Origin of the sequence: Microbacterium enclense (genome assembly GCA_038182865.1) — a bacterium.
GTDB lineage: Bacteria > Actinomycetota > Actinomycetes > Actinomycetales > Microbacteriaceae > Microbacterium > Microbacterium enclense_B.
This window is the reverse complement of sequence record CP116226.1, coordinates 1,899,111-1,924,462: the sequence shown is the minus strand read 5'-3', so window position 1 is coordinate 1,924,462 and position 25,352 is coordinate 1,899,111. Positions and strand designations below refer to the sequence as shown.

The 25,352-nt window shown below is 69.4% G+C and carries 26 protein-coding genes; 9 read left to right on the top strand and 17 right to left on the bottom strand.

Going from position 1 to position 25,352, the window contains the following annotated elements; genetic code table 11:
- Nucleotides 1-89: 89 nt before the first annotated feature.
- A complete protein-coding gene (locus PIR02_08990; GenBank protein WZH38794.1) occupies nucleotides 90-716 on the top strand; it encodes a pyridoxamine 5'-phosphate oxidase family protein in 627 nt (208 codons plus the stop codon).
- Nucleotides 717-738: 22 nt separating this feature from the next.
- A complete protein-coding gene (locus PIR02_08985; protein ID WZH38793.1) occupies nucleotides 739-1,665 on the top strand; it encodes a PDR/VanB family oxidoreductase in 927 nt (308 codons plus the stop codon).
- A gap of 154 nt (nucleotides 1,666-1,819) precedes the next feature.
- Here the strand turns inward: PIR02_08985 and PIR02_08980 are convergent, their stop codons facing one another.
- Genes PIR02_08980 through solA form a run of 4 tightly spaced genes read right to left on the bottom strand, consistent with a single transcriptional unit; the run spans nucleotide 1,820 to nucleotide 6,090 of the window.
- Complete coding sequence (locus tag PIR02_08980; GenBank protein WZH38792.1) at nucleotides 1,820-3,280, bottom strand: amidohydrolase family protein; 1,461 nt, start codon at nucleotides 3,278-3,280, stop codon at nucleotides 1,820-1,822.
- A complete protein-coding gene (locus tag PIR02_08975; GenBank protein WZH38791.1) occupies nucleotides 3,277-4,305 on the bottom strand; it encodes an ornithine cyclodeaminase in 1,029 nt (342 codons plus the stop codon). The genes PIR02_08980 and PIR02_08975 overlap by 4 nt, the downstream gene beginning before the upstream one ends.
- The gene (locus PIR02_08970; protein WZH38790.1) at nucleotides 4,302-4,946 is read right to left on the bottom strand and encodes an FMN-binding negative transcriptional regulator; all 645 of its coding nucleotides are present in this window, start codon (nucleotides 4,944-4,946) and stop codon (nucleotides 4,302-4,304) included. The genes PIR02_08975 and PIR02_08970 overlap by 4 nt, the downstream gene beginning before the upstream one ends.
- Nucleotides 4,947-4,956: 10 nt before the next feature.
- Nucleotides 4,957-6,090 carry an N-methyl-L-tryptophan oxidase gene (solA, locus tag PIR02_08965; protein ID WZH38789.1) on the bottom strand — a complete coding sequence of 378 codons (1,134 nt, stop codon included), beginning with the start codon at nucleotides 6,088-6,090 and terminating at the stop codon, nucleotides 4,957-4,959.
- A gap of 130 nt (nucleotides 6,091-6,220) precedes the next feature.
- Between solA and PIR02_08960 the strand changes: the two genes are divergently transcribed.
- Both PIR02_08960 and PIR02_08955 read left to right on the top strand, forming a co-directional pair.
- Nucleotides 6,221-7,669, top strand: a complete 1,449-nt coding sequence (locus tag PIR02_08960; GenBank protein ID WZH38788.1) for a helix-turn-helix domain-containing protein — start codon at nucleotides 6,221-6,223, stop codon at nucleotides 7,667-7,669.
- Nucleotides 7,670-7,709: 40 nt separating this feature from the next.
- A complete protein-coding gene (locus PIR02_08955; protein ID WZH38787.1) occupies nucleotides 7,710-8,573 on the top strand; it encodes an alpha/beta hydrolase in 864 nt (287 codons plus the stop codon).
- Between the two features lie 28 nt (nucleotides 8,574-8,601).
- Here PIR02_08955 and PIR02_08950 read toward each other — a convergent pair whose 3' ends face one another.
- Both PIR02_08950 and PIR02_08945 read right to left on the bottom strand, forming a co-directional pair.
- Nucleotides 8,602-9,585: a PDR/VanB family oxidoreductase gene (locus tag PIR02_08950; protein WZH38786.1), complete on the bottom strand. Its 984-nt coding sequence runs from the start codon at nucleotides 9,583-9,585 to the stop codon at nucleotides 8,602-8,604.
- A 1-nt stretch (nucleotide 9,586) separates the two neighbouring features.
- Nucleotides 9,587-10,696: an aromatic ring-hydroxylating dioxygenase subunit alpha gene (locus tag PIR02_08945; GenBank protein WZH38785.1), complete on the bottom strand. Its 1,110-nt coding sequence runs from the start codon at nucleotides 10,694-10,696 to the stop codon at nucleotides 9,587-9,589.
- A gap of 92 nt (nucleotides 10,697-10,788) precedes the next feature.
- Here PIR02_08945 and PIR02_08940 point away from each other — a divergent pair, with 92 nt between their 5' ends.
- On the top strand, nucleotides 10,789-11,376 hold the full coding sequence (locus tag PIR02_08940; protein WZH38978.1) for a PadR family transcriptional regulator: 588 nt from the start codon (nucleotides 10,789-10,791) through the stop codon (nucleotides 11,374-11,376).
- A gap of 1 nt (nucleotide 11,377) precedes the next feature.
- Here PIR02_08940 and PIR02_08935 read toward each other — a convergent pair whose 3' ends face one another.
- Nucleotides 11,378-11,851, bottom strand: coding sequence for a MarR family transcriptional regulator (locus PIR02_08935; GenBank protein ID WZH38784.1), 474 nt, complete (start codon nucleotides 11,849-11,851; stop codon nucleotides 11,378-11,380).
- Nucleotides 11,852-11,931: 80 nt separating this feature from the next.
- Here PIR02_08935 and PIR02_08930 point away from each other — a divergent pair, with 80 nt between their 5' ends.
- The 4 genes from PIR02_08930 (at nucleotide 11,932) to PIR02_08915 (ending at nucleotide 15,826) form a co-directional block, all read left to right on the top strand.
- A complete protein-coding gene (locus PIR02_08930; protein WZH38783.1) occupies nucleotides 11,932-12,861 on the top strand; it encodes an SDR family NAD(P)-dependent oxidoreductase in 930 nt (309 codons plus the stop codon).
- A gap of 3 nt (nucleotides 12,862-12,864) precedes the next feature.
- Nucleotides 12,865-13,767 carry an amidohydrolase family protein gene (locus tag PIR02_08925; protein ID WZH38782.1) on the top strand — a complete coding sequence of 301 codons (903 nt, stop codon included), beginning with the start codon at nucleotides 12,865-12,867 and terminating at the stop codon, nucleotides 13,765-13,767.
- On the top strand, nucleotides 13,764-14,216 hold the full coding sequence (locus tag PIR02_08920) for a MaoC family dehydratase (GenBank protein WZH38781.1): 453 nt from the start codon (nucleotides 13,764-13,766) through the stop codon (nucleotides 14,214-14,216). Before PIR02_08925 ends, PIR02_08920 begins: the two co-directional genes overlap by 4 nt.
- A 68-nt stretch (nucleotides 14,217-14,284) precedes the next feature.
- A complete protein-coding gene (locus tag PIR02_08915; protein WZH38780.1) occupies nucleotides 14,285-15,826 on the top strand; it encodes a long-chain fatty acid--CoA ligase in 1,542 nt (513 codons plus the stop codon).
- A 15-nt stretch (nucleotides 15,827-15,841) separates the two neighbouring features.
- Here the strand turns inward: PIR02_08915 and PIR02_08910 are convergent, their stop codons facing one another.
- The 10 genes from PIR02_08910 to PIR02_08865 all read right to left on the bottom strand — a co-directional run bounded on the left by PIR02_08910 (nucleotide 15,842) and on the right by PIR02_08865 (nucleotide 25,321).
- A complete protein-coding gene (locus PIR02_08910; protein WZH38779.1) occupies nucleotides 15,842-16,087 on the bottom strand; it encodes a hypothetical protein in 246 nt (81 codons plus the stop codon).
- Nucleotides 16,088-16,149: 62 nt separating this feature from the next.
- Entirely contained in the window at nucleotides 16,150-16,485 is a 336-nt protein-coding gene (locus tag PIR02_08905) for a hypothetical protein (GenBank protein ID WZH38778.1), read from the bottom strand.
- Nucleotides 16,486-16,645: 160 nt separating this feature from the next.
- Entirely contained in the window at nucleotides 16,646-17,566 is a 921-nt protein-coding gene (locus PIR02_08900) for a DUF808 domain-containing protein (GenBank protein ID WZH38777.1), read from the bottom strand.
- Between the two features lie 117 nt (nucleotides 17,567-17,683).
- Entirely contained in the window at nucleotides 17,684-18,625 is a 942-nt protein-coding gene (locus PIR02_08895; GenBank protein WZH38776.1) for a PrsW family intramembrane metalloprotease, read from the bottom strand.
- Between the two features lie 57 nt (nucleotides 18,626-18,682).
- Entirely contained in the window at nucleotides 18,683-19,726 is a 1,044-nt protein-coding gene (locus tag PIR02_08890; protein WZH38775.1) for a LacI family DNA-binding transcriptional regulator, read from the bottom strand.
- A gap of 69 nt (nucleotides 19,727-19,795) precedes the next feature.
- A complete protein-coding gene (locus PIR02_08885; GenBank protein ID WZH38774.1) occupies nucleotides 19,796-20,512 on the bottom strand; it encodes a gluconate 2-dehydrogenase subunit 3 family protein in 717 nt (238 codons plus the stop codon).
- A gap of 35 nt (nucleotides 20,513-20,547) precedes the next feature.
- The gene (locus tag PIR02_08880) at nucleotides 20,548-22,197 is read right to left on the bottom strand and encodes a GMC family oxidoreductase (protein WZH38773.1); all 1,650 of its coding nucleotides are present in this window, start codon (nucleotides 22,195-22,197) and stop codon (nucleotides 20,548-20,550) included.
- A 41-nt stretch (nucleotides 22,198-22,238) separates the two neighbouring features.
- Nucleotides 22,239-23,180, bottom strand: a complete 942-nt coding sequence (locus tag PIR02_08875; protein ID WZH38772.1) for an aldo/keto reductase — start codon at nucleotides 23,178-23,180, stop codon at nucleotides 22,239-22,241.
- A gap of 16 nt (nucleotides 23,181-23,196) precedes the next feature.
- Nucleotides 23,197-24,198: a LacI family DNA-binding transcriptional regulator gene (locus PIR02_08870; GenBank protein ID WZH38771.1), complete on the bottom strand. Its 1,002-nt coding sequence runs from the start codon at nucleotides 24,196-24,198 to the stop codon at nucleotides 23,197-23,199.
- A 55-nt stretch (nucleotides 24,199-24,253) separates the two neighbouring features.
- Nucleotides 24,254-25,321 (bottom strand): ABC transporter permease, encoded by a 1,068-nt coding sequence (locus tag PIR02_08865; GenBank protein ID WZH38770.1) that lies wholly within the window; start codon nucleotides 25,319-25,321, stop codon nucleotides 24,254-24,256.
- Nucleotides 25,322-25,352: the final 31 nt, after the last annotated feature.

The window sequence follows — 25,352 nt, the reverse complement described above, 5'->3', positions numbered from 1 at the left end:
GAAAGCTGTCGCGACGGCACACATCCGCCCGGTGATCCTGTGCCCTCGGCACGATGAGGTTCTCCGCGACGGAGGATAGCGTGGAGCACATGCTCTCCACAGACTTCCGCGCGCTCGGACTCGAGGAGATCCGTGGCACGCTCGGCGAGCCCGAGGGACCGTCTCTGCAGAAGATCACCGATCGGCTCGACGAGAACTGCCTGCGCTTCCTCGCCCACTCCCCTTTCGCCACCCTGGCGACCGCCGACAGCGACGGAACCTGTGACTGCTCGCCGCGTGGCGACTACCCCGGTTTCGTGCGGGCGATCGACGATCGCACGGTGGTCATCCCCGATCGCCTCGGCAACAAGATCGCCGATTCGATGCGCAACATCGTCGACAACGGCCACGCCGCCCTGCTCTGCTTCGTGCCGGGGATGAGTGAGACCCTGCGCATCAACGGCACCGCGATCGTGACCGATGACCCGACGCTGTTGCGCTCGCTCGAGCAGGACCACACGGTGCCGGATCTCGCGATCGTGCTGCGAATCGAGCAGGTCTACCTGCACTGCGGACGTGCTCTGCTGCGCGGCGGGATCTGGGATGCCGAGATGCAGGACCTCGCGACGCAGGTCCCGAGCTCCGGGCAGATCTGGGCGAGCACCTCGGGATGGGATGCCAGCGTGGGCGACGTCATCGACGAGGCGATGTCCGGCGCTTACCGGGCGCTGTACTGAGGTGCGCAGCCGCGAGGGACTGATGCCCCTGGTGGTCCGCGACATCACGCGGCAGACGCCCGACATCGTCAGCGTCACCCTTCAGAGCGTCGACGCGACCCCGCTCCCGGCGTGGCAGCCCGGGGCTCACATCGACCTCCAGCTCATCACCCGGCACGAACGGCAGTACTCGCTGTGCGGCGACCCCGCCGACACGGCGTCGTACCGGATCGCGGTGCGCCGGGAAGAGCTCTCGCGCGGCGGCTCGCGCTACATCCACTCCTTCCTCCGGGAGGGCGGCACCGTCTGGGTTCGGCCGCCGCGCAACCTGTTCGAGCTGGGCGAGGCGCCCGCGTATCTGTTGCTCGCCGCCGGCATCGGCGTGACCCCCATCCTGGCGATGGCTCGGCACCTGGCATCCGTCGGCGCCGACTGGCGCATGATCGACATCGTCCGCTCTCGCGGCGGGGTGGCCTTCGCCGACGAGATCGCCGCTCTCGGCGAGCGCGCCACGGTGCACGTGAGCGGGGAGGAGGGACGACTCGACCTCGCCGCCACGGTCGGCGGCATCGCCCCCGGCACCGACGTGTACGCGTGCGGCCCGGCGTCGTTCACCGACGCGCTGCTCGCCCTGGCTCCGACGCTGCCGGAGGGGTCCGGCATCCACCTCGAACGTTTCGAGCCGCGCACGCGCACCTTCGCCCCGAACGAGCCGTTCACGGCCACCGCGACCCGCTCCGGGGTGACCGTCGAGGTTCCCGCGACGCGGTCGCTGCTCGAGTCGCTCCAGGGCGCCGGGGTGCCGCTCAGCGGCTCATGCCTGCGCGGTGTGTGCGGCTCGTGCGCCGTTCCCGTGCTCGACGGCGCGGTGGAGCACCGCGACTCGCTCACGGTCGACGACGATGCCCGTGTGATGTACGCGTGCGTGTCGCGCGCACGAACCGGATCGTCCCTCGTGCTCGACGTGTGAGCCGGCGGGTTCAGGGCCCTCGCGGGCGATGGAACCCGCACGACCCTGACCCCGCGCGGGCCGATGCCCGCGGGGGCTCGAGTCAGCGAGGGCCCGAGCCCGCGACGGCGTGAGCCGCCGCCATCTCCGCACCGGCAGCTGAAGAGCCGTGCCCTCAGACCGCCCGATGCGTGAACCGGCCGCCCAGCAGAGTCCCGGCGACCGGCATGGCACGGAGGGCGTCGCGGTCGCACGCGAAGGGATCGGCGTCGACGACGACGAGGTCGGCGGGCTGTCCGACCGCCAGCGTCGTGCGTCTGCTCGAGGCCAGCGCGACATCCAGCGGCAGGCGCTGTTCCGGATGCCATGCCTCGCGGTCGCCGCGACTGCGCGCCGTCGCCGAGGCGATCGCGTGCCACGGGTCGAGCGGGGCGACGGGGGCATCGGAGCCCAGCCGCAGCGCGGCTCCCGAGCGGTGCAGCGAGCCGAAGGCGAAGGCTCGCGCCGTGCGACCGGCCCAGTGCAGGTCGGCGATGTCCCGATCGTCCATCGCGTGCTCGGGCTGAACGCTCGCGATGAGACCGGCCCTGCGGAAGCGCGAGAAGTCCTCGTCGCGCACGAGCTGGGCGTGTTCGATGATCCCCGGCATCCCGAGTTCTTCGAAGACCTCGATGACCTCGGTGTTCGCGCGGTCGCCGATCGCATGGACGGCGGGCAGGATGCCGCCCTCCTCCGCCCGCACCAGCAGGCGGCGCAGCTCGCCGACCGGAACGCTCTGCACGCCGCACCCGTGTTCGGCGTCCGCGTCCGCTCCCGGGTAGGGATCCCAGCACCACGCCGTGCGGGTGTTCAGCGATCCGTCCACGACCACCTTGAGACGCCCCATCGTGACCAGTCCGTCGGGGTCGAGCGGGTCGCCGGTGCGGAGCCGCGCCGCGAGAGCCTCGTCGAGCCGGTCCGGCCACACCGAGGCGTCGACGCGCAGCGACCGGACCCCGGCGGCGACCCGCTCGGGCCACTCGAGGAAGTTGGGCACGTTCTCGTAGTCGACGATCCCGACGATCCCGCGCCGGGCCGCGGCCTCCGCCACCTCGCCGTACGCCTCCACCGGAAGGGATGCCGCCTGCTGGAAGCGTTGGAGCGCGGCGATCCACTCGACCTCCGCGACGACACCGCTCGCATCAGGCCGCAGACCGAGCCGTTCGGCACCGCGGGAGTTCATCCACCCGGCATGGAGGTCGCCGCTGACGAGCACCACCGGGTCGTCGGGGAACGCGTCATCGAGCGCGCCGAGCGAGGTCGGTGTGGTCCACAGACCGTCGCGATAGCCGTACCCGACGAGCACGCCGTCGGTGCGCGGCGCCCCCGTGGCGAGCGCCCGGCGGACGGCATCCACGACCTCGTCGGGGCTCGCGGTGCCGCCGACGTCGACGCGGCGGCTCGAGATGACCCACTGCGTGAAGTGCACGTGCGCGTCCCACAGGCCGGGCCCGATCCATCGACCGTCGAGATCGAGCACCTCGCCTTCCGCGGCCGTCCGGGCCGGAACGATCGCGGCGATCAGCCCGTCGCGGACGACGACGTCGACCGGCTCCCCGCCGAAGGGCCGAGCGGCGCGCAGGGTGAGCACGCTCACAGCGCCGGCACCGGGGAGCCGACGAGACCGAAGAGGTCTTTCGGGTCATCGGGGGCGGCCACGAGGTCGATCTCGAGCGCGAGCTCGGTGCCCGCGACGCTGTCGCGGAGGAACCGCAACGCCGAGAAGTCCTCGATCGCGAACCCGACGGAGCCGAACACCGTCACCTGCTCGTCGGAGGTGCGACCGGCGGCACGACCGGTGAGCACCTCCCAGAACTCGGTCACCGGGAAGTCAGCGGCGACGCGCTGGATCTCGCCTTCGATGCGGGTCTGCGGGGTGTACTCCACGAACACCGGGCCGCGCGAGAGGATCGCGGGATCGAGCTCGGTCTTTCCGGGACAGTCGCCCCCGATGGCGTTGACGTGCATTCCGGATGCCACGTCCGCATCGCCCAGCACGGTCGCCGCCGTCTTGTCGGCGGTGCACGTCGTGACGATGTCGGCGCCCCGTGCGGCCTCGGCCGCGGAGTCGCACACGACGATGTCGAAGCCGAGGGGCGCCAGGTTGCGCCGGAGCTTCGCGGTCGCCGCGGGGTCGACGTCGAAGACGCGCAGCCGGTCGACCCCGAGGACGCCGCGGAAGGCGAGGGCTTGGAACTCGGCCTGGCTCCCGGCGCCGATCATGGCCATCGTCGCGGAGTCGGGCCGCGCGAGCCGGCGCGCCACCATCGCCGACGTCGCCGCCGTGCGCAGCGCCGTCAGCAGTGTCATCTCCGACAGGAACACGGGGTAGCCGTTGTGCACGTCGGCCAGCACCCCGAACGCGGTCACCGTCTGGTAGCCGCGACCGGGGTTGAACGGGTGGCCGTTCACGTACTTGAAGGCGTAGGTGTCGGGATCGCTGATCGGCATGAGCTCGATGACCCCGAACGGGGTGTGACTCGCCATGCGCTCGACCTTGTCGAACGACGGCCACCGACGGTAGTCCTCCTCCAGGTAGCCGACCATGTCGGTCATCACCCGCTCGGCCCCGTGTGCCGCGACCCAGCGCACCATGGCATCCACGCCGACGAATCCGGTCATCGTTCTTCTCGTTCCTTTCGGGGGCGGATGGCATCCATCCGTTCGGCCAGGGCCGGGTTGGTGTAGGGGCCGGGAGCGCGCAGCGCCGCCACGATGCGGTCGACGACGGCATCGGGCTTGTCCTGGCTGAGCTTCTGCTTGGCCTCGAGGCGCGTCACCGGGAGCCGGAACCCGACCGTGCCGTGCACGATCCGCTCGGCGTACGCGGTGTTCTCGAGGGTGCGGTTCATCAAGAAGGGATTCGGCAGGGGCGCCTCGAAGTGGGCCACCAGCCGGTCGAGGACCGCGAGGTTCTCGGGGTCGTCGAGCAGCTCGGGGGTGCCGGACAGGTGCGCGACGACGAAGTTCCACGTCGGCACCGCCGGAGACACGTCGTACCAGCCCGGCGAGATGTAGCCGCTCGGTCCGTACACGACCACCATGACCTCGTGCGCACCGAGCTCGTGCAGCGCCTCGTCGGGGCGGCCGACGTGGCTGAGCAGCACCAGGTCCTCGGAGGTGTCGTCGACGAGCACGGGGTAATGGGAAGCCACGAGCCCCCGCCCCGGCACGTGGCTGACGAGGGTCGCCCACGGGTTCTCCCGCACGAGAGCGCGGACGGCTTCGGGGTCGTCGAGGGAGTAATCGACGTTGTGTCTCACGGGCTCCGCCTCACATCGCCGGGGCGGCGGTCGCGTCGACCGCGAACGCCGTCAGGTCGTCGGTGGTGTCGACGCCCATCGCGAGCTCCGCGAGCGCCAGTCCGATCGCGGGCGTGAACTTGAAGGCGTGACCGGCGCCGAGAGCCACGACGATGTCGGGGTGTTCGATCAGCGACCCCAGGATGAAACGCCGATCGGGCGTGAGCGCGTACTGGCAGGTGACCGTACGCAGCAGGTCACCGCTCGCCGGGATGGTCGCGGCGAGGAACGCCGCCAGTTCCGCGGTGCGCTCCGGCGACGGCACGAACGTGCGCTGCGCGGGCGTCATGAGGTTGTCGGACACGTCTCGCGCGGCCTTGATGGTCGGCTCGCCGTAGGTCGGGAAGCCGTAGAAGCACTGCTCGTCCTCCCAGATCCACACCGGGAAACGCTCGCGGTCGAATGCCGCCGGGTCGGCCGGTGCGAAGTAGCTGACCTGCTCCTGCATGACCTCGAGGGGGATGCGGACGCCGAGCGGCTCGAGCAGCTCGTTGGTCCACGCGTCGGCGGCCACGACGACCCGGCGGGCACGCAGGTCACCGGACGAGGTCGAGACGACGACGCCGTCGGCATCCGGGATCAGACGATCCACGCGCGTGCGATCGCGCAGCTCGGCGCCGAGCATCCGCGCGTGCATCTGCAGCGTGGCGACCGTGCGGGCGGCGTGCGCGATCCCCGAGTCGGGGGTGTAGACGGTGGTCACTCCCTCCGGCACCGCGAACTGCGGCCATCGTTCGCGCACCTCGTCCGGGCGGAGCATCTCGAACGGCACCCCGTTCTCGGCGAGGCTTCGCGCGAAGTCCGCGGAGTCGTAGGGGCCGTCGTCGGGGATGAACACGACCCCGCCGGTGATCGTGACGAGGTGCTCCCCGGTCGCAGCCTCCAGCGCCGCCCACTCGCGGTAAGCGGCCTGGGCGAAGCGGACGTACTCCCCCGCCCCGTACGACGTGCGGACGATCCGCGAGGTGTCGTGCGACGCTCCGCGCACGTGCCCCAGCTCGAACTGCTCGAGACCGACCGCTCGCACGCCCTGTCGTGCCAGGTGATAGACCGCGGCGCTGCCGAGCGCACCGAGGCCGACGACGGCGACGTCGAACTGCTCCATGACGGGTCCTCCCAGACGGCCGGTCGGGTGCCCGGCGAATGTCAGCCATTATTCGAAGACCGCAGCGCGGGGCTGTTACGGTCACCTCAGAGTGCAATTGCTCGCTCGAGAGTTTGCAGAAACGGATGCCATGAGCACACGACTCGAACAGGCGATCGCCGTCCTGCGTCTCGTCGCCGCGCGGCCCGACCCGACACGACCGCTCCCCCTCTCGGCCATCGCCGCGGGGGCGGCGAGCACACTCAGCACCGCATCCCGCCTGTGCGCCGAGCTTGCGGACGCGGGACTGCTCGAACGCACCGACGAGTACGGGGCCTATCGGATCGGCCCCCGCGCCGTGCGCCTGTCCGGGTGCGCGGCATCCACCCTCGCGTCGGTGGTCGACGTCGAACTGCACCGCATCGCCCAGGACACCGCCGAGACCGTCGTGTTCGCCGCGCCCGAGCCCGGCGGTGTCCGCATCGTCGCGACCGTCGGGTCGGGCTGGACGTTGCACGTTCCCGCCGCGACCGGCGAGCTCGTGACCGATCCGCGTCGAGCTGTCGTGCAGGCGAGCGCCGGGGAGGATCCGGTCGGCGAATCGCAGGCGGGCCGCGCCGTCGAGATCGCGGTGGGGCTGACGACGCCCGACGGTCGACGGGTGGCGGCCCTGGCCGTGAGCCTGCCCGTCTATCGCGCGGCTCGGGCACGGCCGCGCGTGCGACGCGTCCTGGGCGAGGCCCGCCGCGCTCTCGAACGAGCCCTCGCCCAGGCCCCGCGCCACCCCGCACCCGAAACGGCCCCCGCGGCGGCGACTGCGCCGGGTACGGTCGAGACCGCCGCCCGCCTGCTCGAACATCTCGCGCGAGGCCCTGCGACGGCGCGCTCCGCCGCGTCCGCCGCGGGTGTCCGCCCCGATCGCGCGCGCCGCGCGCTCGACGCGCTCGTGCGCGCGGGCATCGCCCAGCGCGACCGGGAGGCCGACAAGGTCCACCTCGACCTCTCGGTACACGCCTGGTACCGCGCCGCGACCGAACCGCTGCTCGGCGGATCCGGGCCGGCTCGTGCCGCCGCGACCGCCGCGGAGACTCGAGCCTGCGTCTTCGTCACCGCTCTCAAGGGCATGCGCAGCTTCACGCTCATCGAGCACATCGAACCTCTCGGCGAAGGGCTGCTGATGGCCCCGTGGCTCGGCCGACCGCATCCGCTCGTCGGGTCCGACGGGGGGCCCACCCTCGCCATGGACTTTTCCCTCGACGAACTCGCCACCCTCTTCCCGCGCCGTCACGGTGCGGCCGAGTTCGCCCGCTTCACGGCCCGCGTGCAGCACGTGCGTGCCGAGGGGGTGCTCACGATGGAGTCCATCGACGAGTTCGGCATCACCTCCGTCTCGGCACCGGTACGCGATGCGGCCGGACGGGTCGCGGCGGCCGCGTGCATCGTGGGTGCCACCGAAGACGTCAAGCCGCGCCTCGCGGATCTCGAGACGGCCGCGCGTGCGCTGGCGTCGCGGTTGTCCGCCGATCTGTACACCCCGGACTCGGCACACATCCCCACCCCCACGGCGATGGGTGCTCCGCCCATACCCCTGTCCCGCTGACGCGGGCTAACGTCGCTCGCACACGAACGAAGGACCCCGGATGCCGCTCACCCCCGATCCCGCGATCTTCTACGACACCACGGGCGACGCCTCCGCCCCTACCGTGGTGCTGATCGCGGGCGGCGGTGCGCAACTCATCGCCTGGCACGTCGACCTCGTCCGCGCGCTCGTGGACAGCGGTCTGCACGTGGTACGCATGGACAATCGCGACGTCGGCCTGTCGGCGCGCTTCGGCGGGGCCGATGACATCGACGGCGGGTACGGCCTCGAAGAGATGGCCGACGACGTCGTGTGCGTCCTCGACGATCTGGGCGTCGAGGCGGCCCACCTCGTCGGGCACTCGATGGGCGGCATGATGGCGCAGATGGCGGCCATCCGGCATCCCGAGCGGGTACGGAGCCTCGGCCTGCTCTCCACGATCCCGGGGCGCGATCCGCGCTACATCCTGCACGACGAACGTCCCGAGCTCATGCGCGCGCCCGTCCGGTACCCGCGCGACGAGGTGGTGGCGGGGGCGGCAGCCTTCGCCGCCTCCACCGCGGGCGAGCGCTACCCCCTCGACGTCGAGTGGAACGCCTGGGCCGCGGGCGAGGCCTTCGACCGCGGCTACTTCCCCGAGGGCTTCTCCCGCCAATGGTCGGCACTGCTGCGGGCGCCCGAGCGCCTCGAGGCGCTCCGCGCGATCACCGTCCCCGCCCTGGTGTTCCACGGTCGCGACGACGACGTGCTGCATTGGAGCGCGGCCGTCGACATGGCCGAGGCCCTGCCCGCGGGAGAGCTGCAGGTGCACCCCGGCATGGGCCACTACCTCGTGCCCGAGCTCTGGTCCGAGCTCGTCGCCGGTATCGTGCGCACGGTCGAGGCGGGCGAAGCCCGAGCGGCATCCGCCGGCACACGGGCGTAGGGCTCCCCGCACGCCGACGTGTCCCGGCTCAGCTCGTGACGATCTCCACCACCGCGGAGCCACCGGCAGGAGCCACCACCCGCGAGACGCAGCAGCACATCTTCGAGCGGGCGTCCTTCTGGCGCTCGCTGTAGAACACGTCGCGGTGGTCGATGTCGCCCTCGAGCCCGAGAACCCGCACCTCGCACAAGCCGCACTCGCCCTTGCGGCAGTCCCACATCATGTCGGCCCCGGCCGCTTCGAGCGCCTCGAGCATCGACTGGTTCGGCCGCACCCGCGCCTCGATGCCGGTCGCGGGGATACGGACCGTGAACTCCTGCGCGTCGAACCAACCGCTGTTGCCGAAGGTCTCCATCCGCAGATCGGCGACGGGGCGTCCTCGTCGCATCCACTCCCGCCGGATGGCATCCATGAGTCGGATCGGACCGCAGACGTAGACCTCGGTGCCGGGCGGGATGCCGTCGACCACCGCGGGAATCGACAGCGACGTGCCCTCGTCGCGCACGTGCAGGCTGAGCCGCTCGCCGTGGATGCGCTGGAGATCGTCGACGTATGCCATGAGCGGGCGGCTGCGCCCGGCGTAGAGCACGCGGTAGTCGGCCCCGCGCGCCCGGAGGCTCGCCGCCATGCCGACCATCGCGGTGATCCCGACGCCGCCGGCGATCAGCACGTAGCGGTCGGCGCCCGGCCGCAGCGGAAAGTCGTTCAGTGGCCGGGTGAGCTCGAGGCGATCCCCCGGCGCGAGGGCGTTCATCACCGCCGCCCCGCCCCGGCTCGCCGGCGAGGTGTACACGCTGAGGGCGATCCGGCGACCGTCGTCGGTGGCATCCACGATCGAATACGACCGGCGGTCACGCTCGCCCGCGATGGTCAGACGCACGTCGACGTGTACGCCGGGGTCGACCGGGCCGGGGTCGTCGACCTCGATCTCGATGCGGCGGATCTCGGGCGTGAGGGCTCGAGATGCCACGACCGTCCCGCCCTGCCAGACCTCGGTCCGTGAGACCGCCACGTCAGCGCACCAGCTGGGCGCCGCGACGCGGGGCCGGAGCGTGGTCGCGCCCCTCGGCGAGCAGCATCCGTTCGAGGATGCGCCGCACCCACATGCCGCCGGCGTCGATGTTCAGGCTGTAGAACTCGTAGTCGGGGTTGGCATCGATCGCTGCCTGTTGGGCGGAGAGCATCGCCTCGTCCTCTCCGAAGACGCCGTGCACGCCGTCGCGCAGTTGCGTGGTGATGAGCTGACTGTCGAGGCGGTAGTTGCGCTGGAACGACCAGAAGTAGTGGCTCGAGCGGGCGGTCTCTGGGGTGATGGTGTTCATCACGTAGCCGTTGACACCCTGCGAGCGGTCGCCCTCGGGCGCTCCCGTGCCGGCTTTGGCGACGCCCACGTCGATGCAGATCGTCGAGGGGGCCTCGAAGTGGATGATCTGCCAGCGGTCGACACGCCCCGAGAAGCCGGGGAACTTGTCGCGCATGTTCTTGAGCCAGAACGGCGGTGCCTCGATGTCGTGCATCCAGCGCTCGACGGTGACCGTGGTGTCGGTGTGGCTGGTGACGAACTCGCTCTCGCTGAGCTCCTTCTGCCCGATGCTGCTGGAGTGCACGAACTCCTCGTGCGTGAGGTCCATCAGGTTGTCGAGGATCAGTTGGTAGTTGCACGGGGCGTGGATGGTGAGGCCGTCGCCGGTCCACGCGGCATCCGTCATCTGGTGCATGTCGGGAATGAGGTCGGGGTCGGCGAGGGCCGGGTCGCCCACCCACACCCACACATAGCGATACCGATCGACCACGGGGAACGAGGGGACCAGCGCGCTGGGGTTGATGGTCTCCTGCGCGGGCATCGAGGTGCAGCGTCCCCGGGCGTCGTAGGTGATGCCGTGGTACGGGCAACGGATGTCCTCCGGACCCATGAGCGTCCCCTGCGACAGCGGCGCGAGGCGGTGCCAGCACGCATCGGCGAGGGCGACTGCGCGGCCGTCCTCCGTGCGGTACAGGGCGAGGGGGCGGCCGGCGACCGTGCGCGCGAGGATCTTCTTGCGTCCGACCTCGTGATCCCACGCGGCGACGTACCAGGCGTTGCGCGGGTGATCGAGCAGTTTGGCGGTCACGGTCTGCTGCATGGAAGACTCCCTCGTCCACTATCTATCGGGATAGTTATACGCGAGAAGATACGGTGGATGCCGACCATGCGCAAGCACCCGAGGAGTCGCCCATGAGCCTGCGGTACGCCCTGCTGGCCCTGCTGACCGCTCAGCCCATGACCGGCTACGACCTCGCGAAGGCCTTCCACGTCTCGGTCGGGCACGTCTGGCACGCCCCCGACTCGCAGATCTACCCCGAACTCAAGCGCATGGTCGCCGACGGTCTCCTGGTCGACGAGTCGGTGCCCTGGGGTGCGACCTCGACCAAGACGCAGTACTCCATCACGGACGAGGGCATCGAGGCCTTCCGCGCGTGGATGACCGAGCCGATCGACTACCCGCGCGAGCGCGACCCCGCGCACCTGCGCGCCGCCTACTTCGAGTGGGCCGACCCCGAGGTCGCGCGCCGGCACCTGCACGAGCACATCGCCCAGTACGAACGGCGTCGCGCGCAGTGGCAGGCGCAGCTGGATGCCATCCGTCGCCGTTCGCATCCGATCGTGGCGCGTCGGCTCGCGAGCGACACCGAGCACGACCCCGACGCCATCGTCGCGTTCAAAGTGTTCACGTACGAGGGCTTCCTCGACCGCGCCGAGGGCGAGATCGCGTGGGCACGGCACGGCCTGGACCTGCTGGACCGGCTGCACCCGGCCGGATGACTCAGCCCTCGAGCGGGAAGGCGACAGTGCGCAGGAGACGCGTCAGCTCGAGACGGTCCGCGGCCGACAGACCGACGTGCGCACGACGTTCGCCCGCCTCCACGTCGGCGAGCGCGCGCCGGTAGAGCTTGCGCCCCTCCAGGGTCGCGGCGACCACGTTCGCCCGACGATCGCGGGGATCGGGTTCGCGCGTGACGAGTCCGCGACGCTCGAGGTCGTCGATCAGGGCGACGACCTGACTCGGGTCGAGGCGCAGGAAAGCGGCGAGCTCGCGCTGCGACGGTCGCCCGCCCGTGACGGCGAGGGCCAGCACCGAGTACGAGCGCACCTTCAGGTCGTGCTCGGCGAGAGCCTCGTTGCCCGCGACCTGCGAGACCGCCGATGCGCGAGCGAGGAGGAACCCGAGATCGTCGGCGAGGGGCGCGTGCTCGAGGCGCGACACCTCGGCTGCGTCATCGTCGGCCACGGGATCCATGCCGCCAGTGTAGCGAAAATCAATCATTGACTTTTTCAACGAATGGATGCCACGATGGCCGCGATACGAAGGAGTTCACCATGTCGCTCACCGGCAAAGTCGCCATCGTCACGGGATCGGGACGCGGCCTCGGCCTCGCCTACGCCCAGGAGCTCGGCCGGCAGGGCGCCGCCGTCGTCCTCAACGACGTGGATGCCGCCACCGCCGACGCCGCGGTGAAGACCGTCGTCGACGCGGGAGGACGTGCGGTCGCCGTCACGGCCCCCGTCGGCCCGACCGAGACCGCTGACGCGCTCGTCGCCGCCGCGGTGGAGAACTTCGGCCGCCTCGACATCCTCGTGACCAACGCGGGGGTGCTGCGCGACACCGTCCTCTGGAAGATGAGCGATGACGACTTCGACACCGTCATCGGCGTGCACCTGCGCGGCACCTTCACCACCGTTCGCGCCGCCGCCACCTACATGCGACAGAACGAGATCGCCGGCCGCATCATCTGCATCGGCTCGCCCACCGGCCAGCGGGGCAACTTCGGCCAGACGAACTACGCCGCCGCGAAGGCCGGCATCGTCGGCATGGTGCGCACGTGGGCCCTCGAGCTGAAGAAGGCCGGGATCACCGTGAATGCCGTTATCCCCGTGGCTGCGACGGCGATGACCGCGACCGTGCCGTACTTCGCCGCAGCCGTCGAGGCCGAGGCCGCGGGCGAGGCCATGCCCGCCTTCTTCCGCCACCACCTGGGCTTCGGCACCTCCGACGACGTCGCGGGGCTCATCGCCTTCCTCGCCACCGACGACGCGGCCGGGATCACCGGTCAGGCCATCGGCATCGGCGGAGACCGCCTGCAGCTGTGGTCGCACCCCGAGCCCGTCACGACGGCGTACCGCGAGGGCGGCTGGACGTTCGAGGCCCTCACCAAGGGCTTCGCCGCAGCGGTCGGCGACCTGCAGAGCGTCGGCGAGCGCTTCCCCGCCCTGCCCGCAGAGCTGCAGCGGCCCGTCCCGACGGCCTGACTCATGCCCCGTTACGAACCGGCGATCGACGTCGGGAGCCTGCACGCGATCGATGTGCACGTGCACATCGAGGTCGACGGGCACGGACACTCCTCGCTGCCCGACGACCTGGCAGCGGCCGCGAGCCGCTACTTCGCGGTCGATGCCGGCCGCCCCGACCTCGACAGCATCGCGGCGTACTACCGCGAGCGGAACATGGCGGCGGTGGTCTTCACGGTCGATGCCGAGAGCAACCTCGACCATCCACCCCTGTCGAGCGCCGACATCGCCACGGGCGCCGCGCGCCACAACGACGTCCTCATCCCGTTCGGTTCCGTCGACCCGAATCGCACCGACGCGGTCGACCTGGCGCATCGCCTCATCGAGGATTCGGGAGTCCGCGGGTTCAAGTTCCACCCGACGGTGCAGAGGTTCGATCCCAGCGACGAACGGCACTACCCGCTCTACGCGGTGCTCGAATCCGCAGGCGTCGTCGCCCTCTTCCACACCGGGCAGACGGGGATCGGCGCGGGGATGAAGGGCGGCCGCGGCCTTCGGCTCGGCCTGTCGAACCCGATGCTTCTCGACGCCGTCGCCGCCGACTTCGGCGATCTGCCGATCATCATGGCCCACCCCTCGGTGCCGTGGCAGGACGAGGCGATCTCGGTCGCGACCCACAAGCACAACACCTGGATCGACCTGTCGGGCTGGAGCCCGAAGTACTTCCCCGACCAGCTCGTGCGCGCCGCCAACTCGTTCCTGAAGAGCCGCATCCTCTTCGGTTCCGACTTCCCCCTGCTCACGCCCGACCGCTGGATGCGCGACGTCGAGCAGACCGCCCTGAAGGCCGAGGTGATGCCCGGGATCCTGAAGGACAACGCCGCGCGCCTCCTCGGTCTCTCCACCCCTCCCCAGGAGAACTCATGACCACCACCGTCACCCCCGACGACATCGCCGGCCTCACCGGCACCGACCTGGGCTGGTCGGCCTGGCTCGAGGTCACGCAGGACCGCGTCGACCTCTTCGCCGACGCCACCGACGACCACCAGTGGATCCACACGGATCCCGAGCGTGCGAAGGACGGTCCGTTCGGCGGCACCATCGCGCACGGCTTCCTCAGCCTCTCGCTCGCGGTGAGGTTCTGGACCGAGCTGCTCGACGTCACCGGCGTGACCACGAAGGTCAACTACGGCCTCGATAAGGTGCGCTTCATCTCTCCCGTGAAGGTAGGCGCGCGGGTGCGCATGAACGCCGTCATCGCCGAGGTCACCGACATTCCCGGCGGATACCAGCTCGCCGTCGACCAGACGATCGAGATCGAGGGCGGCAGCAAACCCGCCGTCGTCGCTCGCGGCCTCTACCGCTTCTACGTCTGAGCCGATCGGGGCCCGTGCCGCGCGACCCCGACACCCTCGCGAACCCGCACTCGAAGAAGAGACCGCGCATGAGAACCCAAGGACTCGGAGCCTGGCTCCCCCGCCGCCGCCTGCGCTCCCCCGACAAGACCGCCGTGGTGTTCGGCGAAAATCAACGACTCACGTACCGGCAGCTCGCCGATCGCGCCGAGGCCGTGTCGTCCGTGCTCGTCGAAGAGGGCATCGGCGCGGGCGACACCGTCGCCTTCCTGGGCGAGAACAGCCCCGAGTTCCTCGTCACACTCTTCGGTGCCGTGCGCATGGGCGCCGTCTTCGTACCGGTCAACACCCGCTTGGCCGGACCCGAGATCGCCCACGTGCTCACCGACAGCCACGCGCGCCTGCTCATCCACGACGCCGTGTTCGACGATCGCCTGGATGCCGTCGACGCAGGCCTCGCCACCCCACCCCGCCGCGTGCGCACGGGGGCGTCCGGACGCAACGGCGAACCGGGTCTCGATCGGAGGCTGGATGCCGCCGGCCCGGCGCCCTCACTCGTGATCGCCGAACCCGACGCCCCCGCCGCTGTGGTCTACACCTCGGGCACCACCGGGCGCCCGAAAGGAGCCGTGCTCACCCATGAGAACCTCACGGCCGTCGCGGTGAACACGATCGTCGACTACGACGTCGTCTCCGCGGACGTGGCCCTCATGATCTCGCCGCTCTTCCACGTGGCATCCCTGGGGATGGGGGCGCTCCCCGTCGTCCTGAAGGGCGGAACGCTGGTGCTCGAGAAGGGTTTCGAAGCCGGTCGGGCGCTCGATCTCATCGAACGGCACCGCGTCACCATGGTCTCGGGAGTCCCCACGACCTTCCAGCTCCTGGCCGACCACCCGTCGTGGGCGAGCACCGACATCTCGAGCCTGCACACCCTCACCTGCGGCGGATCCGCCGTGCCCGACCGCATCCTGCGCGCGTGGGAAGAACGCGGTCTGTCGTTCTCGCAGGGCTACGGCATGACCGAGACCTCACCCGGGGCGACCTCGCTCGCCCCGCACATGACGCGGGCGAAGCAGGGCAGCGTGGGCCTGCCGCACTTCTTCACCGAGGTCCGCGTCGTCGACGACGAGGGGCACCCGGTTCCGGCCGGCACGGTGGGCGAGGTCCACGTCACCGGTCCGAACGTCTTCGCCGGGTACCTGGGTCTCGACGAGGCCACGCGGGCGGCGAAGACCGACGACGGCTGGTTCCGATCCGGCGACCTCGGATATCTGGATGCCGACGGCTATCTCTACATCTGCGGGAGATCGAAGGACATGATCATCTCGGGCGGCGAGAACATCTACCCCGCGGAGGTGGAGGCGCTGATCGCCGACATGCCCGGCGTCACGGGCGTCGCGGTGATCGGCATCCCGGACGACCGGTGGGGCGAGGTGCCGCTGGCCGTGCTGACCCTGAGCGAGGGGGCGACGGTCGACACCGACGCCGTCCGCGCCCGTCTCGACGGACAGGTGGCTCGCTACAAGCTCCCCAAAGAGGTGGTCGTGATCGAGGCGTTGCCCCGCACGGCATCCGGAAAGGTCATCAAAGCCGAGCTGCGCGAGCGCTTCGGCGCCGCCTCTCCCGCCTGATCACATCCGGCCTGCTCAGCAGTCGCTGTAGAGCACGCTGATGACGTCGGGATCCTCGCTCCCCGCAGCCGCGACGAGGTCGGGAGTGACGTCGATGTCGACCGGGCCGACATCCGTAGAGGTCGACTCGAGGTGCTGCTGGATCTCGACCCCCACCTGTTCGTCAAGGTCTGGTCCGGCGGCGTGCGCCCCTCCGGCGAGCGCCACGACCGAGACGACTCCCATTGTCGCCCCGGCGAGAGATGTACGTGAAAGTGACATGGTTGTTCCTTTCGATCGAGCGGAACGGCCCTGTTCTCAGGCCTGTGAACGGGCGAGCTCTCTCAGAGGGAGAGGGCCCCGAGCACCGCGGTGATGATGCCGAGCACCAGACAGATCCCCTGTGCGACGCGATCCATGCCCTTCACCGAGGCGAAGCGGCGTCCCAGAAGAAAAGCCCCGAACAGCAGGACGGCGAGCACGAGGAGCACGACGCCCGTCGACACGCCTCCGGCGAGGGCCACTGCCCCGAGCGCGTCATCGGGTGCCACCCGGATGAGCAGGACGGCGGCTGCCACCGCGATGGAGAGCCACGCGACGATGCGGGCGACGAGTCGAGCTACAGGGCTGGGCGACGCAACGTTCAGCGAGCCAGGAACGGATGCTGTGTGGTCGGTCATGAGCGCGACGCTACGCTCGAGGTTCGCGACCTTCAAGACCCCCTCCCCGACGGCCACGAAAGATCACGCCAGGGGAAATAACCGCTGATCGGGGGAAAGCGAAGAGTCTCCGAGTTACCTGGCGGCCCTCGCGCCTGTCGGAAGGGTACTGCCGTAGAGGTCAGCCGTCGACGTGGGCCGTCGTGGGGGCGCTCTCCTCGGCATGCCCACCGCGCGTCGTCAGGCGTGTGATCCCGGTCACCACGGCGACGATGACGAGTCCGATCACGAGGCCGAACACCGCCGACATCGCCGTCTCGACGATCCACACGATCACCGGACCGGCGGCCTCGATCGCGTGCGTGACGACGTGCACGACGTCGTAGGGTCCCGCCCAGAGGGTCTCCGCCAGATTCTGCAGCAGGAGGTGCCCGCCGACCCAGAGCATCGCGACGGTGCCGACGATGCTGATCACGCGGAACACCGCCGGCATGGATGCCACGACCCGCACGCCGAAACGACGTACACCGCGTGACGGGCTCTTCATGAACCGCAGACCGATGTCGTCGATCTTCACCAGGAGCGCGACGGCGCCGTAGACCACCACCGTCATGGCCAGGCCGATGATGAGGAGGGCACCCAGCGTCATCCAGATCCCGAAGTCGGGGTCGAGGCTCGACAGGGCGATGAGCATGATCTCGGTGCTGAGGATGAGGTCGGTACGGACGGCGCCGAGCACCAGCTTCTTCTCGTCGCGGGGACCGTCGTCATCGTGCTCGCCGTGGCTCACGCCGAACCACTCGAGCACCTTCTCGGCACCCTCGAAGCACAGGAATGCGCCACCGACGATGAGGAGGTACGGCAGCACCATCGGTGCGAAGGCCTCCAGCAGGAGCGCGATCGGAATGATGATCACGTACTTGTTGATGATGCTGCCGAGCGCGATCTTCCACACGACCGGGAGCTCTCGCGCGGGGGTGAGTCCCTGCACGTACTGGGGGGTGACCGCGGCGTCGTCGATGACAACGCCCGCGGTCTTCGCGCTCGCCTTCAATGCGGCGCTGAGGATGTCATCGACGACGGCGAGCAGACCGACAGACATGGGGTACTCCGGGGGTAGAGGGGTGCGGCGGGGCCTTCAGTGAGGATATCGGCGTCGACGACATCGAGGGGCTCGCTTCCGGAAGCGCGCCCCTCGATGCTCAGGATGCCGAACTGCTCAGGCCGGAACGGGTGCCGCCGGAGGCGTGGCGACCGGAGGTTCTCCGCTCGCGGCGTCGTCGACGACCGGCGGCGCGGGTTCCTTGCGAGCGATGTGGCGCCAGATGAGCGCGCCGCCGATGATGCTGAGCGCCCACCCGAGGATCTGAACACCGAAGCCCAGGAGCGCGTTGCCCGTAAGCGCCATGACGGACACGAGGGAGCCGTCCCACGCCCCGTGCAGGATCGCGACGGCGATGTAGGTGCCGATCACGATCCAGGAGAGGCGGAAGCGTCCTTTCTTGGCCGCCGCGCTGAAGAGTGCGGCGCCGAAGAGCGCGCTCCACAGCACGTGGCCGAAGGGCGCGAGGATGCCGCGCTCAACGGCTTCGCCCGCGGCGGAGAAGATGGGGTCGGCCCCGGTGAACCGGGTGCTGATGTACGACATCGTCTCCAACACGGCGAAGCCGAGACCGACGGCACCGCCGACGAACAGCCCGTTGCGCGTGGACTTCACGATCCTCCAGCCCATCACCACGATGAGCAGGCCCTTGCAGAACTCCTCCACGAAGCCTGCGAGCACGAGGGTCAGGACCGGGAGGTCGCCGACTTTGGGTTGGGGGATGTACCCGACCAGGGTGTCGAAGGTCCCCCCGAGGGCAATGGCCAGAGTTCCGCCGATGACGGCAGCGGCGATGAGATTCACGGCGGTGACGGTGTCCGTCGTGCGCAGGCGATGCAGCATGATCCAGAAGATCGTCGCCGGCACGAGCGCGGCACCGATGAAGATCCACGTCGGAGCGACGGCGAAGTTGCGCAGCAGATGCAGGACGACGATGCCGAGATAGAGCCACACCGCCAACCCGCCGAGGAAGAACCACACCGTATGGGTGTGGCGGTGTTCACGCCGTCGGGGCGCGTGTCTGTGTGTACGAGTGGTGTGCTTCTCTGCCGTGGTCACGGCTCTCCCCCTGTCCGGAACGCCCAGCGCGCCCTGGTCAGAGTGTGGCAGAGCGCGTCATCCTCGCGGAAGGAACGCGCGTGATGCGGGGCCGGTGCTCTCTCGCACACGCAACTCCGGCTGTACCAGCGGGATGGTCGCGGCGGGTTCACCCTGTAGGGCGCCGAGAACGCTTTCGACGGCACGGCGTCCGATTTCCGTGAAATCGAGTCGCACGGTCGTGAGCGCCGGCTGGAAGTAGGCCGACTCGTCGCGGTCATCGAACCCGACCACGCTCACGTCCCCAGGGATGCTGAGCCCGCTGTCGTGCAGGGCCTTCATCACTCCTAGAGCTATCACGTCGTTGATGGCGAGGACGGCGGTGATGGACCGGTCCGCCGCGATGTGCATCCCGGCGCGGTACCCGGACTCCGCCGACCAATCCGTCGAAGGGATCTCCGCCGGTATCGGTCGACCCGCGAGGGCCAGCTCGGTCTGCCAGCCCCGACGCCGCGCCTCCGAGGCCATCCATCCCGACGGACCGCCGACGAAATGCACCGTGGAGTGACCGCGTTCCAGAAGATGACGGGTGGCCAGCTGAGCCCCCAGCGTCTCGTCGATGGAGACCGTGGCGGGGCCCGCCGGCGCCCCCTGCTCGAAACGCACGACCGGCACGTCCGCGTCCAGCCGCCGCAGGACCTCGGTTGCGGCCGTCATGGGGGCGAGGACGATGATAGCGTCCACGCCGCCCTCGACGAGGGAGTCGAGGCCTGCCCGGATGCTGGCGTGGTCGACCTTCGCGATGCTGACCAAGCTGGTGGAGTACCCGTGCTGACGGGCTTCCTCGGCGATCCCGAACAGCGCCAGCGCGGGACCGTGCACGGAGAGGGCGTAGCTCAACACGCCAAGATTCATCGACCGACTCGTCGCGAGCGCGCGGGCCGCAGAATTGCGCCGGTACCGCAGCTGCGACATGGCCGCCTCGACCCGATCCTTGATATCGGGCGCCACGTTGCTGTGCCCGTTGACCACTCGCGAGACCGTCTGTTGCGACACTCCCGCGAGCCGGGCCACGTCGACCATTCGCGGCGCGCGCGGAGCGGCGCCCCTCGTCTGCGTCATCCCCTCATTATGGCCGGGACCGGCCGGAGCCTTGGGCAGGGTCCGGTCGGTCCCGCGTCCCCGGGCGGGTCAGCGGTCGCCGTAGCGCAGCACCGCGGGGTGCTGCTCGTACGGCCACTCCGCCTCGGGGATCATGTACTCGAGGGTGGTGTAGCTGCCGTCCATCGTGGCGGCCAGAGACGGTGGCCCCGGGAAGCCGATGACGCGCCACCCGAGGCGATTGTCATTGCCGCCGTAGACGGGGTCGCCGTAGAAGCCCTGCCGAGTATTCAGCACGAGGAGCGGGAAGAACTCGAGGAAGTCCTCGTTGACGGGCTGATTACCCGCCGGCGCTCCGCCACTGCCCTGACCGTCCGACTCGGCGAACACGAACTTCGTCGGTTTCTCCTTCCGGGAGATCCTCTCCAGGACGGCATCCTGTTGATCTTCGGTCAAATTGAGGAAGTCGGCGCCGAACGCGTCCGCGGCGATCGCGTCGAGTTCGATGATCCCGTCACGGTAGAACGTCCGCCGGCTCTCGATGCGCTCCTGCCATGCCTGCTCTTCGAGCCCCTCCATCCGGAGGAAGCCCTTCCCGTCGGCGGCCGGGAAGACGAACTGCGTCCCCGCCAGCATGCGGTCGATGAACCGGACGACCCCCGCCTCACGGGCACCCGGGTGGTGGTCCGTCGGGATGATGCGTGCCGTGGCGGCCTCGACCGTCGCCCACTCGTGCTCCGTGAAGAACAGCGGCCCCTTGGTGTCTCGGGTCGAGATCGGTACGGTGGCCCATTCTGCCTGTCCCATTGTCTTGGTCCTCTCCTCTGAGGTCGGCGTGGATCTCAGTCGGTCCAGCCGTGGCGATCCACGGCGATGATCCGGTCGGCGCAACGCCAGGCGTTCGCCATGATGGTGAGCGCCGGGTTGATGCCGGTCGCGGTCGGGAAGAAGCTCGCGTCGAACACGTACAGGTTCGGCACCTCGTGCGACCGGCACCACTTGTCGACGACCGACGTGGCGGGATCGTTGCCCATGCGCACCGTGCCGAGCTCGTGCGAGGTGTTGCCGGTGATGCGTTCCATGTTGACCGGGACGACCTTGGACGCACCGGCGGCCTCGAGGATCTCCCCGTTCTTCTTCACCTGCCACTTCTCCTGCGCGAAGTCGTTCGCGTGCGGAGTGTGGGTGATTCGGGCGACCGGCAAGCCCCACGCGTCCTTCACGTTCGGATCGAGATCCACGCGGTTGGACTCCACGGGGAGGTCGTGGAGCAGGATGCCGATCTTCATGCTGTAGTTGAAGAGGTCACGATCGGCGTCCTTCGCCGCCTGGCCCCAGGTCGGCCGACCCGGGAAACTCCAGTTCACGGGGTGGCCGAGCATCGACGGGAAGATGAGCGAACCGAGGATGTGGCCCCTCGACTCGTCGGTCTCGTAGAAGTCGAACGAGCACAGGTTCATGTAGTGCCCGGACCAGCCGTACAGCGGGTCGTGCAGCGCCCTGTCGAAGAGCCCGACCGAGAACGAGTACTGGTGGAACGTGGCGTTCTTGCCGACCTGGCCGCTGCCGTTGCCCAGACCGTCCGGGAACAACGCGGACGTCGACATCAACAGCAGACGGGGGGTCTCGATGCCGCCGCCGCACACGATGACCGCTTTGGCGTTCTGGACGAACTCGTTGCCGTGCTCGTCCTGATAGCGCACGCCGGTCGCCTTGCCGGTTTTGTCGACCAGGACCTCGCTCACGTAGCAGTCGGACCGCAGATCATAGAGCCCCGTGTGGACGGCATCCGGAATGAAGCTGATCAGCGTCGACGACTTGCCCGTACCGGGATCCGGGTACTGCTGCCAGAAACCGTTCTCGCTGAAGGGCGTGCGCCCTCGATACGGTTCGGTCACCATCCCCTGCGGCATGGGGAACGTGCTGTGGCCCATCTTGTCCATCGCGGTGGCGAACTTGCGGCCGATCTGGCTCAGCGGCGCGGGCTTCGTCGGGTAGTCGCGGCTGCGGCGTCCCTCCCAGCGGTTGGCGCCCCCGAGTCCGGACGTGCCGAACTCCCATTCGACACGCGTGTAATAGGGCTCCAGGTCGTCGTAGGTGATCGGCCAGTCGACCAGGCTCGCGCCCTCGACATCACCGTGCAGCGAGCGGAGGCGGAAATCGTTCTCCGTCATGCGGGGAACCATGCCGCCCCAGTGGGTGGTGCCGCCGCCCACGACCTGCGGCGTGGCGGAGAAGTTCGTGACGACAGCTTCCTCGCTGTCGTTCTGGCGATACGTTCTTGGTTTGAGCTTGGGGTCCTGCCAGATGAAGTTGCGGTTCAGGAACTTGAGCTCGTCGCCGGAGGCGTGCTCGGGCTTCAGCCACGGGCCGCGCTCGAGCCCGACGACACGCAGGCCCGCCTCGGTCAGCACCTTCGCAGCCGTCGCACCGCCGGCGCCGGCGCCGACGATCACGACGTCGACCGGCTCGGGATTCTTCAGGGTGGTCATTGTCTGTCCTTCCTTGTGACGTGTGAGAGAGAGCGCATCGCTCAGGCGAGCACTCCGGCGCGACCCTGTCGCGCGAGGGGAAGCAGTTCGTCCCAGAGCGAATCGGGGATGTCGATGCTCGCGAGGTCCACCGTCTGCGCGACCCTCTTCGGGTCGGACATGCCGACGATCGTGGAAGTGACGCGGGGGTCGCGGAGCGAGAACTGGAGAGCAGCAGCGGCCAGCGGGACCCCGTGGTCCGCGCACAGCGCTTCCATCCGACGTACGCGCTCGAGCACCTCATCGGCGACGGGCGCGTAGCAATAGGTCGGGACGACGTCCGGACCCTTGACGAGCATTCCGCCTCCGAACGGGGCCGCGTTGACGAACGCGACCCCGCGTGCCTGCGCGTCGTCGAGGAGAGCCTCGGCCGACTGGTCGACCAGTGTGAACCGGTTGTGACTGATCACCGCGTCGAAGGCTTCGGTCGCCAGGTATTGCAACTCGAGATCGATCGGTCCGCCCGCGACGCCGAGGTGGCCGATCACCCCTTGGTCCCGGAGATCGATGAGGGCTTCGAGCGGTCCACCGGAGGCCACTCCCTCCGCGAAGCTGATCTTCTCGGGGTCATGGAGGTAGACGAGCGGAAGGGTGTCGAGCCCCAGTCGCTCCAGGCTCTCCTCGACGGAGCGGCGCACGCGATCGCCGGAGAAGTCGGTGGTCCCCGGGATGGGGTCCACCTTCGTCGCGATGACGTACCCCTCGGGCACTCCTCCGTTCTCGCGGATGGCCTGGCCGATACGCTTCTCGCTCTCGCCGCCGCCATACTCGTTCGACGTGTCGATGAACGTGAACGGTCCCTCGAAGACGCGGCGGATGGTCGCGACGGCCGTGTCGGCGTCCACCTCGTAGCCGTACTGCGCGGGGAAGCTGCCGAGGGCACTCGTCCCGACGCAGACCTTGGAGACGGTGAGTCCGGTGCGGCCCAATTGCGTGGTGGTCATAGCTTTTCGCTTTCTGTCAGGTGGTCGATCGATGACGGGTTCGTGGCGGTGCCGCGCTCTGCCGGACGACGAGTTCTGGCATCACCCGAGGGAGGGCGTCGGCCTCGCCGCCGCGCATGAGATGGAGGATCCGGTCGACCGCGAGGCGCCCGACCTCTTCGAAATCGAGACGGATCGTGGTGAGTCCGGGGCGGTAGTACTGCGCCTCGGGAACGTCATCGAAGCCGACCACGCTCACGTCCTCCGGGACCCGGACGCCGGCGTCGGCGAGCGCTTTGATGACGCCCAACGCCATCTGGTCGTTGGCGACGAAGACCGCGGTGATCGTCGGATTCGCGGCGATCTCGCGCCCGGCGGCGTAACCCGACCGTGTCGACCAGTCCCCCACGAACGCTCGGTTGGTCACGCGGCCCGTTGCGGACAGCGTCCGGGCCCAGCCGTCGAGGCGAGCCTCGGAGCCCAGCCATCCGCGAGGACCGGCGACCTGCCACACCGTCTCGTGCCCGAGTCCCAGCAAGTGTCGGGTGGCGAGCTCCGCCCCGGCGACCTCGTCGGTGGCAACGCTGCGCGTCCCCTCCGCAGCACCGGGCTCGAAGACCACCAGCGGAACACCGGCATCCAGCCCCGTGATGGCTTCCAGTGCCGCCTGCACCGGAGCCAGGACGACGATCCCGTCGACCGAGTCTTCGACGAGGTGCTCGAGGGCAGCCTTCATCGCGGCTCGATCCACGTCGCCGAGGGTGACGAGGTTGGTGGCGTAGCCTGCGGCCCTCGCCTCGTCCGCGATCCCGCTGAGGGCGATGGACGGACCGTACTGGGCGAGGCCGAAGCTCACGATCCCGATGTTCATCGTCCGGCCGTTGGCCAGCGCTCGCGCCGCCGGGTTGCGACGGTACCGCAGCTGCTGGATCGCGGTCTCGACGCGGTCGCGGACGTCGGGCGCCACGTTGGGGCTCCCGTTCACGACCCGCGAGACCGTCTGCTGGGAGACTCCCGCAAGGCGTGCGACATCGGTCATCCTGGCACCGCGAGTCGCCGACTGCTTCTCGTTGCTCGAAGGTGCCCGCATGGGATCAGCTCGCTGCCCGCGGGGTCCGGCGTCCGAAATGCGACCGGAAGAATCCGGAGATGCGCTGCACGCCTCCCGCGGAGGAGAGGAACACCGCGATGACGATGACGGCTCCCTTGATGACGAGCTGCGGCTCGGAGGAGATGCCCACGAGGTTCATCACGTTGATGATCGTGGCGAGCACGAAGACACCGATGACCGCGCTGATCGGGTCGCCCTTGCCGCCCATCAGCGAGGCGCCGCCGACGACGACCGCGGCGATCGCGTCCAATTCGTAGCCGACTCCGATGAGGGAGCTGCCCTGGCGGAGTTGTGCGGCCGCGATCAGCCCGGCGAGCCCCGCCAGCAGACCCGACATCGTGTAGGTGATGATCAGGTTCCGCGCGACGGGCAGGCCGGAGAGCCGGGCGGCTTCCGGGTTGCCGCCGATCGCGTAGAGCGACCGGCCGAAGGTCGTCAACTTCGCCACGATCGCCGCAAGGATCATGACGAGCAGGAAGATCATGACCGGGTTCTGCAGCCCGATGCTGGTCCCGCGGGAGAAGAGGTCGATGAATATCTGGTCCGTGATCTGGATGAGGCTCGTGGACTGGATGATGTAGCTGAAGCCTTTGACCGCGCTCATCATCGCCAGGGTTGCGATGAACGGCGGGATTCGCAGCCACACGACGAGCAGACCGTTGATGAGCCCCGCGATGCCGCAGCAGAAGAGAGTGAACGCCACCGATACTCCCGCGGGCATGCCCGATTGCAGGGTCAGGGCGACGATCACGGTGGACATCGCGAGGATGGAACCGACGGACAGATCGATGCCTCCGGTGAGGATCACGAAGAACTGGCCGACCGCAAGCACGGCCACGATGGACGCCGCCGCGATCACGTTCTCCGCATTGCGCAGCGTGAGGAAGTCCGCCGAGACGTAGTAGCCGATCACGATGATGACCACGAGAACGAGCAGCAGGTAGCTCTTCGGGAGCACGCGCGCGAGCACCGCGCTGCGCGTCGATCGGGGCCGAGCCGTCGAGGGCGATCCGGACGACGTCGCCGGCTCTGGAAGGGTCTTGTGAGACATTGTCTTTCCCGTCATTGGGTCGTGGTCGGTG

Excerpts from the sequence above, each read along its gene's own strand:
- PIR02_08990 (WZH38794.1), top strand. The coding sequence starts at position 90 with ATGCTCTCCACAGACTTCCGCGCGCTCGGACTCGAGGAGATCCGTGGC.
- PIR02_08985 (WZH38793.1), top strand. The coding sequence starts at position 739 with ATGCCCCTGGTGGTCCGCGACATCACGCGGCAGACGCCCGACATCGTC.
- PIR02_08975 (WZH38791.1), bottom strand. The coding sequence starts at position 4,305 with ATGACCGGATTCGTCGGCGTGGATGCCATGGTGCGCTGGGTCGCGGCA.
- solA (WZH38789.1), bottom strand. The coding sequence starts at position 6,090 with ATGGAGCAGTTCGACGTCGCCGTCGTCGGCCTCGGTGCGCTCGGCAGC.
- PIR02_08960 (WZH38788.1), top strand. The coding sequence starts at position 6,221 with ATGAGCACACGACTCGAACAGGCGATCGCCGTCCTGCGTCTCGTCGCC.
- PIR02_08955 (WZH38787.1), top strand. The coding sequence starts at position 7,710 with ATGCCGCTCACCCCCGATCCCGCGATCTTCTACGACACCACGGGCGAC.
- PIR02_08945 (WZH38785.1), bottom strand. The coding sequence starts at position 10,696 with ATGCAGCAGACCGTGACCGCCAAACTGCTCGATCACCCGCGCAACGCC.
- PIR02_08940 (WZH38978.1), top strand. The coding sequence starts at position 10,789 with ATGAGCCTGCGGTACGCCCTGCTGGCCCTGCTGACCGCTCAGCCCATG.
- PIR02_08935 (WZH38784.1), bottom strand. The coding sequence starts at position 11,851 with ATGGATCCCGTGGCCGACGATGACGCAGCCGAGGTGTCGCGCCTCGAG.
- PIR02_08930 (WZH38783.1), top strand. The coding sequence starts at position 11,932 with ATGTCGCTCACCGGCAAAGTCGCCATCGTCACGGGATCGGGACGCGGC.
- PIR02_08925 (WZH38782.1), top strand. The coding sequence starts at position 12,865 with ATGCCCCGTTACGAACCGGCGATCGACGTCGGGAGCCTGCACGCGATC.
- PIR02_08920 (WZH38781.1), top strand. The coding sequence starts at position 13,764 with ATGACCACCACCGTCACCCCCGACGACATCGCCGGCCTCACCGGCACC.
- PIR02_08915 (WZH38780.1), top strand. The coding sequence starts at position 14,285 with ATGAGAACCCAAGGACTCGGAGCCTGGCTCCCCCGCCGCCGCCTGCGC.
- PIR02_08910 (WZH38779.1), bottom strand. The coding sequence starts at position 16,087 with ATGTCACTTTCACGTACATCTCTCGCCGGGGCGACAATGGGAGTCGTC.
- PIR02_08905 (WZH38778.1), bottom strand. The coding sequence starts at position 16,485 with ATGACCGACCACACAGCATCCGTTCCTGGCTCGCTGAACGTTGCGTCG.
- PIR02_08900 (WZH38777.1), bottom strand. The coding sequence starts at position 17,566 with ATGTCTGTCGGTCTGCTCGCCGTCGTCGATGACATCCTCAGCGCCGCA.
- PIR02_08890 (WZH38775.1), bottom strand. The coding sequence starts at position 19,726 with ATGACGCAGACGAGGGGCGCCGCTCCGCGCGCGCCGCGAATGGTCGAC.
- PIR02_08885 (WZH38774.1), bottom strand. The coding sequence starts at position 20,512 with ATGGGACAGGCAGAATGGGCCACCGTACCGATCTCGACCCGAGACACC.
- PIR02_08880 (WZH38773.1), bottom strand. The coding sequence starts at position 22,197 with ATGACCACCCTGAAGAATCCCGAGCCGGTCGACGTCGTGATCGTCGGC.
- PIR02_08875 (WZH38772.1), bottom strand. The coding sequence starts at position 23,180 with ATGACCACCACGCAATTGGGCCGCACCGGACTCACCGTCTCCAAGGTC.
- PIR02_08870 (WZH38771.1), bottom strand. The coding sequence starts at position 24,198 with ATGACCGATGTCGCACGCCTTGCGGGAGTCTCCCAGCAGACGGTCTCG.
- PIR02_08865 (WZH38770.1), bottom strand. The coding sequence starts at position 25,321 with ATGTCTCACAAGACCCTTCCAGAGCCGGCGACGTCGTCCGGATCGCCC.